Here is a 726-nt window from a genome sequence, read left to right as displayed (position 1 = left end):
TGGTCTGCTCGCGGCTGGCGGCCGTGATCTCCTGCACCAGATCGGCCGTCTTGCGGATCGAGGGCACCATCTGATCGAACAGGCCACCGGCACGCTCGGCCATGGTCACGCTGTCGCCCGCCACCGCGCTGATCTCCTGCGCCGCCACCTGACTGCGCTCGGCGAGCTTGCGCACCTCGGCCGCGACCACGGCGAAACCCTTGCCGTGCTCGCCGGCACGCGCGGCCTCGATTGCGGCGTTCAGCGCCAACAGATTGGTCTGGTAGGCGATGTCGTCGATGATGCCGATCTTGCCGGCGATCTGCCGCATCGCGGCCACCGTCTGCTTCACCGCTTCGCCGCCTTCGCCGGCATCCTGGGCGCTCTTGGTCGCCATGCCGTCGGTGACGCGCGCGTTTTCTGAGTTCTGCGCCACCGTGGCCGAGATTTCCTCGACCGAGGCGCTGGTCTCCTCGACGTTGGCTGCCTGCTCCGAGGCGTTCTGCGACAGCGCCTGCGCCGAGGCGGAGACCTCTTCCGAGGCCGAGGCAATCGAGCCTGCGGCGCCGCGCACGTCGCCAAGCACGTCGGTCAGCTTGGCGATCATCTGCTGGATGCTGTAGAGCATGCTGGTCTGATCGCCCTGGCGCAGCTGCACATCGACCGTCAGGTCGCCCTCGGCCACCCGCTGCAGGATCTGCACCGCCTTGTCCGGCTCGCCCCCCACCTGGCGGGTGATGATGCGCG

1 protein-coding gene is annotated in these 726 nt (G+C 68.7%); it reads right to left on the bottom strand.

What is annotated here, in order from left to right; genetic code table 11:
* Window positions 1–726: methyl-accepting chemotaxis protein (locus NLI84_RS18840; protein ID WP_255992369.1), on the bottom strand; the 726-nt coding region annotated here is incomplete at both ends.

Origin of the sequence: Chitinolyticbacter albus, assembly GCF_024437655.1 — a bacterium.
Lineage (GTDB): Bacteria > Pseudomonadota > Gammaproteobacteria > Burkholderiales > Chitinibacteraceae > Chitinolyticbacter > Chitinolyticbacter albus.
The sequence above is the reverse complement of the archived record's forward strand: the minus strand, read 5'-3'. Positions and strand labels throughout refer to the sequence as shown.